The 8,352-nt window shown below is 61.2% G+C and carries 9 protein-coding genes; 5 read left to right on the forward strand and 4 right to left on the reverse strand.

The features are described 5' to 3' along the window. Positions 1-29 precede the first annotated feature (29 nt). From BP38_RS0108810 to BP38_RS0108820, 3 genes are all read right to left on the reverse strand, one after another. Positions 30-1,043 (reverse strand): ABC transporter substrate-binding protein, encoded by a 1,014-nt coding sequence (locus BP38_RS0108810; RefSeq protein WP_026987427.1) that lies wholly within the window; start codon positions 1,041-1,043, stop codon positions 30-32. Further along, positions 1,033-2,103: a LacI family DNA-binding transcriptional regulator gene (locus BP38_RS0108815; protein ID WP_026987428.1), complete on the reverse strand. Its 1,071-nt coding sequence runs from the start codon at positions 2,101-2,103 to the stop codon at positions 1,033-1,035. Before BP38_RS0108815 ends, BP38_RS0108810 begins: the two co-directional genes overlap by 11 nt. Before the next feature lie 353 nt (positions 2,104-2,456). Further along, positions 2,457-3,122: a DJ-1/PfpI family protein gene (locus tag BP38_RS0108820; RefSeq protein WP_026987429.1), complete on the reverse strand. Its 666-nt coding sequence runs from the start codon at positions 3,120-3,122 to the stop codon at positions 2,457-2,459. An 89-nt stretch (positions 3,123-3,211) separates the two neighbouring features. On the opposite strand from BP38_RS0108820, the gene BP38_RS0108825 reads away from it, so the two are divergent. The 5 genes from BP38_RS0108825 (at position 3,212) to BP38_RS0108840 (ending at position 7,388) form a co-directional block, all read left to right on the forward strand. Beyond that, positions 3,212-4,177, forward strand: coding sequence for a GlxA family transcriptional regulator (locus tag BP38_RS0108825; protein ID WP_026987430.1), 966 nt, complete (start codon positions 3,212-3,214; stop codon positions 4,175-4,177). Between the two features lie 97 nt (positions 4,178-4,274). Next, positions 4,275-4,529, forward strand: coding sequence for a type II toxin-antitoxin system HicA family toxin (locus BP38_RS22215; protein WP_081816556.1), 255 nt, complete (start codon positions 4,275-4,277; stop codon positions 4,527-4,529). Then, entirely contained in the window at positions 4,526-4,861 is a 336-nt protein-coding gene (locus tag BP38_RS0108830) for a type II toxin-antitoxin system HicB family antitoxin (RefSeq protein ID WP_026987431.1), read from the forward strand. Before BP38_RS22215 ends, BP38_RS0108830 begins: the two co-directional genes overlap by 4 nt. A gap of 342 nt (positions 4,862-5,203) precedes the next feature. Next, entirely contained in the window at positions 5,204-5,488 is a 285-nt protein-coding gene (locus BP38_RS0108835; RefSeq protein ID WP_155992315.1) for a hypothetical protein, read from the forward strand. Positions 5,489-5,894: 406 nt separating this feature from the next. After that, positions 5,895-7,388, forward strand: a complete 1,494-nt coding sequence (locus BP38_RS0108840; protein WP_245602369.1) for a putative bifunctional diguanylate cyclase/phosphodiesterase — start codon at positions 5,895-5,897, stop codon at positions 7,386-7,388. 775 nt (positions 7,389-8,163) lie between these two features. Here the strand turns inward: BP38_RS0108840 and BP38_RS0108845 are convergent. Further along, positions 8,164-8,352 (reverse strand): transposase (locus BP38_RS0108845; RefSeq protein ID WP_026987434.1); only part of this gene is annotated, 189 nt, incomplete at its 5' end.

Raw genomic sequence — 8,352 nt, forward strand, 5'->3', positions numbered from 1 at the left:
TGTCGCACCTCCCTTGACGAACGCGCTGCTCAACGGACTTCAGAGAGATAGCGTTCTTTGAAGCTGTCCTGGACGGTCGCCATCTTGCTGTAGTCGACCGCCGACGCCCGGGCGTAATCGGAGTCCGGCAGGAACTTCGAGGCAGCCTCCTCGCTCATTGCCGAGGCCCGCACCGGGCGCAGGAAGGCGTTTGCCCAGACCGCCTGTCCCTTGTCGGACATGATGAAGTCGAGGATTTCCTTGCCGCGCTCGGGGTGGGGTGCGTTCTTCACCAGGCTCATCACATAGGGCACCACCACGGAGCCTTCCTGCGGAATGACGAAGGCCGTATTCGCATCATCCTTGTACTTGGCCCGGTAGGCGTTGAAGTCGTAGTCGAGCAGGATGGGGATCTCGCCCGACAGCACGCGGGAATAGGCCGTCTGCTTCGGCACGATGGGGTCGTTGTCCGCCAGCTTCTTGAAGAAGTCGATGCCGGGATCGAAGTTGTCGAGATCACCGCCCATGGCACGGTTCACCGCCACGGCACCGGCGTAGCCGACGAAGGCGGACGAGGGGTCCAGGTAGCCGACCATGCCGCGGTACTCGTCCTTCAGGAGGTCTTCCCATGACTGGGGCACCGGCTTGCCGTCCAGGGCATCGACGTTGACGAAGAAGCCCAGGGTGCCGGAGTGGATGGTGAACCAGCGGCCGTCGGGGTCCTTCAGTCCGTCGGGGATCTCGTCGAAGTGGTCGGGCTTGTAGGCCTCGACCACGCCCTTTTCCCCCGCCTGAATGCCGAAGGAAACGCCGTAGTAGGCGACATCGGCGACCGGGTTGTCCTTTTCCGCCAGAAGCTGCGAGAGCGTCTGGCCCGAGTTCTTGTTGTCGTGCGGGATATCGAAGCCGAGATTTTCCTTGATGTTTTCCAACTGGGCTGCCCAGTCCGCCCACTGCGGCGGGCAGTTGTAGCAGATGGCGTCGGCGGCTTGCGCCACCGAGGCCCCGGCGCTTAAACTGGCGACCGTTGCGAAAGCAAGAGATTTCAGGGTCCTACCGATCATAGTGCGAGTCTCCTTCGCGTGGATTGGCCGGGTCCTGGAGGTCGGCGGGGCGTGCGTTGCCAGCGGGCCCCGCCGATTCCCCAAGACGCAGCGTAAAGGGGAGGCGGCAGGGTGGTGTGGCCTTCTCCCCGGCTAGGCGGTGCAGCAGATGCTGCGCCGCGACTTCTCCCATCTCGCGCGACGGCTGGATTACGGTCGCCAGAGTGGGATGCAGGTGGGTGCCGATGGCGATGCCATCGAACCCGATCACGGAAACGTTTTGAGGAACAGGGAGTCCCATCCTGTCGAGCGCGCCGATCACCGAAATGGCGAGCAGGTCGTTGGAGCAGAACAGCGCCGTGGGTGCTGTAGGGGGATCGTCAAAGAGGTCTTTCAACACGGCGTCGACATTCAGGGCGATGAAATCAACCTCACGCACGGACGGCATGGCCAGCCCGGCGCTGTGGGCGCCTGCCAGGAAGCCGTCGCGCCTGGCGCTGGCGCGGTCGGACTCGGCGAAGCGGCCGGAAATCATGGCCATGCGGCGGTGGCCGAGGTCCTGCAGAACCTCGGCGACCTTGGCGCCTGCGGCGGCATTGTCGATGGTCACGGCCGGGCGCCCAGTGCAGGGAGGCTCGTTATAAATCAGGACGTAGGGCAAGGCCGCCGTGTCGAGCAGGTCGAGAGCCGGGCTCTTCCCGGCGTTCGCAACGGTGAGGATCATGGCGTCGACGCGTTGCTCCATGAAGGTGCCGACCGTCGCCAGCTCCTCGGCGCTGTCATAATTGGTGGCCGTGATCATCACGTGGTAGCCGGCCTTGCGTGCACAGGCGGTCACACCCGATACCGCCTCGGCAAAGACCGGGTTGGACAGAGCGGGTACGATCACCCCGAAGGTGCGCGTTTTTGCCGTGGAGAGGCTGCGACCGATTGCATTGGAGCGAAAGCCGAGACGTTCTATGGCGTCCTGGACACGCGCGGCGGTCCTGGCGCCGACGTAGCCGGACTTGTTGATCAGCCGGGATACCGTGGCGACGGACACGCCGGCCTCTTTCGCAATATCCCGGATGGTGGCAGCCATCTGTTCCTGCCTCTTCCCCTGTCAGACCAAAATGGCAGGACGGCCGGCCCACAGAGTGTCCCAGGCTGAAAGTACCCGGGGCAGCGCCGTATGTAACCGGTTACATGCCGTGCGTCCTTATGCACGAAAGGTGTTACGGATTTTTGATGACTGCATGATCATGATGCGACAAACCGGGTGTCGGGTGGGGCCCTGCACCCACGGTGGCCCGGCCGGTATATCCGTAGTCGAGCCCAGCGAACATATCGGTCCTGCCGCGAACAGAGAAACTCTCGTTCCAATGGAGGGTGAGGGATGACGGAGAGTTTGAAGAAAACCCAGGCCCGGAACGTGCCTTGCTCCGATGGTTTCGCTCATAGGTGAGCCAACAGCTCCTCCCGCTTCGCACGCGAGGCGTGAAGGCGGCCCTTGGCGGTTTCCAGTACTTGAGGAGAGGCCTCCCTGGGTGTGCCGGAGGTGAATGGCGGCGCCGGTGCGTATTCCAGCATCAGTTGGATGGTCTCGGCCTCCGCCTGTCCGAATAGCTCCGCGATCAGCGTCAGGCCGAAGTCGATGCCGGAGGTGACACCGCCGGCGGTGATCAGCGTGCCGTCCGTGACCACACGCGCCTCGACAGGTGTGGCGCCAAGTTTTGCAAGAGTGTCGTGGGCGTTCCAGTGGGTCGTTGCGCGCTTGCACTTGAGCAGCCCGGCCGCCCCCAGCACGAGGGCTCCGGTGCAGACCGAGGTGACATAGCGCGCGCCGGTGGCCTGTTCGCGCACGAAGGCGCGCACGGTTTCGTCCTGGAGCAGCGCGTTGATGCCGCTGCCGCCCGGGATGCAGAGCACGTCCAGCGGCGGGCACTCCTGGAACGTGGTGGTCGGGGTCAAGGACAGGCCGCTGGTGGAGCGTACGGGGCTCTCGTCCTTCCATATGAGGTGGACCTCCGAACCGGGTGCCATGGAAAACACCTCGTATGGCCCGGTGAGGTCCAGTTGCTGGACCTGGGGGAAGAGCAGGATGCCGAAGCGCACACTCATGAACATCTCCTTTGAATAGCTTCTTTGCGTTGACGGTCTTGACGCTAGCAGACTAACCTTTGGCTGAATCGCCAGAGTTCCCACGATTCATGCCAAATCATCAGCGACGCATCGAGATCCTGACCTTTCCCGACAGCCAGCTGCTGGACGTGGCGGCGCCACTGCAGGTCTTCGCCACGGCCAACGACCTGAGTGGCGCAGCCGGCCGCCTGCCTCCCTACGAGGCCGTGGTGGTCGCGCGGGAGACGCCTGTCAGGACGTCGGCCGGATTGGCGCTCGATGCGGGTCCGCTGGCCGCGGCCGATATGCCGCTGGACACGTTGGTCGTTTCTGGCGGGTGGGGCGTGGACGCGGCCTGCGAAGAGGCGGCGCTGGTGGACTGGCTCCGCCGGCGCACGAGTGCCGCGCGCCGAACGGCCTCGGTATGCAGCGGGGCCTTCCTGCTGGCGACGGCGGGGCTGCTCGACGGACGGCGCGCCGTCACCCACTGGCAGCGCTGCAGCGACTTTGCCGCGCGCTTCCCGGCAGTGCAACTGGACCCCGAGCCGATTTTCGTCCAGGACGGCGACGTCTGGACCTCGGCCGGCGTCACGGCGGGGATCGACCTCGCCCTGGCTCTCGTCGAGGCCGATCTGGGGCGGCAGCTTGCGCTGTCCGTCGCGCGGCAGCTGGTCGTGTTCCTCAAGCGCCCGGGCGGGCAGACGCAGTTCAGCACCCTGTTGGAACTCCAGGAGGGCGACGACCCGTTCGGCCGCCTGCATGCCTGGATCGTCGAGAACCTGGATCGTCCCTTGCCCCTGCCGGTTTTGGCCGAACAGGCGAACATGAGCCTGCGCAGCTTTTCGCGCCGCTATCGCCAGGCCACCGGGGCTACGCCCGCGCAGTCGATCCGCAGGCTGCGTATCGAGACGGCGCGACGCTTGCTGGAGGAGGGCCTGTCGGTGGCCCGGGTTTCGCGCCGGTGCGGCTTCGGATCCGAGGAGACGATGCGGCGCGCCTTCCTGCAGAGTTTCGGCGTCAGCCCCCAGGCCTATCGCGAGCGCTTTGCCGTGTGAGCGGGGTGACGAGAAGGACCGTACCGCTGTCAACGGTGCGGCCAATGCCCTGTTGCCGTCTTGTTGACGTGATACTATATTTTAGTATCATCTTTCAATGAAGCGAAAGCACAAGAGGACCCTCGCGGCGATTTTCGCGCGCCCTACACCAGGATCGATTCAATGGGGGGATGTTGAAGCCCTGTTCAAAGCACTTGGGGCTGAGGTCGAGGAACGAGAAGGCTCGCGTGTTGCTGTCGTGCTGTTCGGGGAGGTGCGGATCTTTCATCGACCACACCCAACTCCGGATACCGACAAGGGTGCTATCGCCAGCATTCGGAAATGGCTGGAAGCGAATGGAGTCAAACCATGAACAACGTCATGATCATCAATGGCTATCGTGCTGTTATTCAGTACGATCCGGAGATCGAGAAATTCCGTGGAGAGTTCACGGGTCTCAATGGTGGCGCGGACTTCTATGCGGACAGTGTTGAAGACCTGCGCAAGGAGGGCGAAACCTCGTTGCGCATCTTCCTGGAGACATGCCGGGACAAGGGCGTCGAGCCCACCAGGCGGTTTTCCGGAAAGTTCCAGGTGCGCGTTCCCGAGATGGTGCACAAGCAGGCCGTCGAAGCCGCCAGGGCCCGAGGGGTCAGCCTGAATCAACTGGTGGCTGAGGCTCTTGAGCACGAGTTATCCGCGTGAATGTGCTGGTGACCCCATTGCCCTGCTGAAGGCTGGGTGCGCGTTGTTTTTCGCCATGACGCTCGAAGCGCTCCAAGTTGTCGATGAAGCGGAGGGCCGTCGCCGAATGCATCCGTTGTAGATAGTTCGTCGGTATCTAGCAGCCGCCTGAGACCGGAAGATTCCACCTCTTATCAATCGGTTGAGAGACTTCCTCCCGACGCGGGCCAGAGCGCTCAACATTATTTTCATCGCCCTCTTTCAAGCCGCCCCGGGCGTACACAAATCAAATCATCCGCGCATGAGCTGGGGGTCGCATGAGCGCCCTGCCGTTTCGCTGCGCCTTGCCTCCTGGACGTAAAAATGAACGCAATGCTTGGCGTCGGTATGCTGGCCGTGTCGGCCCTGTTTTTTACCTGGGTTTATGGACAGTTTCGCCGCCCGCACCCCAAGGTCTGGACCCAGGGCGATTTGGGGGGCGTCAGCATCACTCTGACGCTTGTCATCCTGACGATGTTCGGTGTGTTCCACTTGGGTGCCTTCCTGTTCAACCTCGGCTCCGAAACCCGCTGGCTGGAGATCGCCGTCGTGGCGGGCGGTGGTTTGTTCGCTGTGTTCGGCGAGAGGCGGTCACCATCTCGGCGTTAACCTCTTGAAGTTCCACAGCCCGGACAATCGCATTCTGGCTACTCTCGGCTGATCACCACTTCGTGTGCCTTCTTGGCATAGCTCCCGCTTCCAGCAAGTCGGACCCCCAGGGAAGCTGGGGCCGTTCACTTTAATGCTGAGTGGTGGTAGAAAAACATGCCTAGAAACTAAATTCAAAAGGCTTGATACCCTATCCGGTCAAACTAGATGTATGCCAAGCAAGACAGGGACCCAGCCTCTTATGTCAAATATGGTCATAAGAAAATCAATGACACCACATTTGATATTTCCTGTACCGGACAGGTATAGAGGCTTGTTTCTGCTTTCTATGGCTATGGTTATATTACTTCTTACCATAGCTCTATATATTATCATCTACCAGCTTGGCGGAACGCACTTGTCCTATGTGCATCTGGGTTATTTTCCAGTTCTTCTGGCGGCCGCTTTCTTTGCAGTTCCAGGGGGCGTGATTGCGGGGCTGGTGACGGGTCTGGCCTTTGGCCCGATCATGCCCCTAGATGTGAGCGCAGAGCTTAGCCAGCCCACCATGAGCTGGATTGCACGAACCGGGTTTTTTGTCGGGATCGGGACCTTGGCAGGCCTGCTCGTCGGCGTCCTCAAGGCCGAGATACAGCGATTACGGGATAGCGTGCTGCTGGATCCGATCACCGGCCTGCCAAACCGGGCCGCTTTCATGCGCGATACTGCGGACCAATCTGGCAGATGCCTGGTCGTCCACGTTGAGGGCTACAATGACACCATCGTAACATTCGGACCTGAAATAGCGGATGAATCTCAAAGGGCGGTGGTGAGCAGACTGCAGAGTGTTCTGCCGGATGATCTCGCACTCTATCATCTACGCAGTTTTCGTTTCGGACTCTGGCTGCCCAATGCCAGCCGATCTCAGGCAGAGAAGATCGGTGAGGTGATTTTGCAGGTGATGGACCAGCCCTTGGAGGTTTCGGGCATATCACTTCCAATTAATACAACCTATGGCATATCGGAAACAACCGAGGAGAGCGCCTTTTTCCCATACCAGGCGGCTACGGCGGCTGTGGAAACGGCCTTGCAGCAACAGCGAACGTCAGCCGTTTTCGAGGAAAAGGACATCAACCAACGCCGAGAGGCGGTAACCCTGCTTGGCGACCTCAAGGAAGAGCTGTCAGGCGCGGGGAAGGGGCTGTCCCTTCACTTCCAGCCGAAGGTTGACCTGGCTGGCGGTGAAATCCGAGGTGCAGAGGCGCTTCTGCGTTGGCGGCATCATGAGCGCGGCCCGCTGTCACCCGGCGTATTCATGCCCATGGTCGAGAAAACCACACTGATGGCTGGCCTGACACGATGGGTTGTCAGCGAGGCGCTGAAGTGTGCTTCAGATCCATCCCTGCCAGAGGATTTTGTCGTCTCAATCAATGTTTCCGTACGGGATCTTGAGGATCCCGCCTTCCCTGAATTCGTCAGATCCGCTCTCGAGGAAAGCCGCGTGGTGGGCGCGCGCCTTGAGCTGGAAGTGACCGAGACTGCATTCGTGGAGGATTTCAAGATCCTGTTTTCAGCTCTCAACGAGCTGCGGGAACTGGGCATCACGATAGCAGTTGACGACTTCGGGACGGGCCATGCTTCGCTCGAGCACTTGCGGCACTTGCCGGTCGATGTGCTCAAGATCGATCGCACTTTCATTTCTGCCCTGCCTGCGGCCGTGGATACCGAAATCGTGAAATCCACTATACTCCTGGCACGGGCCATTGGGCTGGAGGTTGTTGCCGAGGGCGTCGAGGACCCGGAAGTTGGTTTTCAGCTTGGCCAGTGGGGCTGTCACTATGCCCAGGGATATGCCTATGCGCGCCCCATGCCATTGGAGAAGCTAAAGGAATCGCTCACCGAAGAGGCTTGTGCTGAATAGTGGCAGTCCGGGAGGTATGAAGCCACAGGTACTGGTATCTGCAGCTTGGGCCGTTTCTCGCAGTGCGGATTTTTCGTATCCATGCCGTGCATCCAAGTCCTGCAGCGGCAAAAGCATACGGCCAGTTCCGTGAGAGACATCCAGAGTATCTTCATAAAAAAAGGCCGCCCGGCGGGTGGGCCGGGCGGCCAGGGCCCTCCTTGCACAGGGCAGGGCAAGAGGAGGGAGGGAGGAAACGTTTGAACTGAGACCCGGGCTTCAGGTCAGATTGCACTCTTCCGGCTTCGTCCTTGAGGGGGCTGGCAAAGGAGTGGCCGGCAGGGGCAGGGGGCAGTGCGTTCAGGTCAGTGAATGTCTCTTGTCTTCCCATGTTGTTGCTCGGTCGGTGGCTCGGGCCTGGCCTTTCGCCACCTTGGGCGCGGCCCTAAACCAGGGTCGCCGCCGAAATCCCCTCATCGCGGGGATAGAATACAGATAATCACCACACTCAGGACCGCAAGGGCGGTAATGTGGCAATTCTCGGGCGTGCCTGTGAGGCGGAGGCCGGGGCGTTGCGGCAGGGCTGGTGTTTGCCGCACCGTATGTGCAAAGGCGCTTCGAGGCTCGCGTTGCTCGCACCTCAGCGTGGAGACCTTTGCGCGGTAGGTGCTTGGCACTGAGCTGAGGCATGAACGCTGCTCAATACCTTCGATCAGGCAGATTCATGGAGAGCTTTTGGGTGATTTGCCCTTGTTTGGGGTTTTTACGGGCAGGTTCGGACAAATTCCGGACAGACTCAGCCTGCAAGCAACCTGTCCAGGCGTCTGAGGTTGTAGGCAAAGCAGGCCAGCGTAAGGCAGGCCGTGTTGCGCGCCAGCGAGAAGTGCGGCAGGCGGTTCAGGCGATAGGAGCGTTTGAGCGTCCCAAAGACCTTCTCCACCGGCCGCCTGGCCAGGACCAGGGCGTAGTTGCGCAAGGTCTCCAT

It is taken from the genome of Fodinicurvata fenggangensis DSM 21160, assembly GCF_000686045.1.
Taxonomy (GTDB): domain Bacteria; phylum Pseudomonadota; class Alphaproteobacteria; order Kiloniellales; family DSM-21159; genus Fodinicurvata; species Fodinicurvata fenggangensis.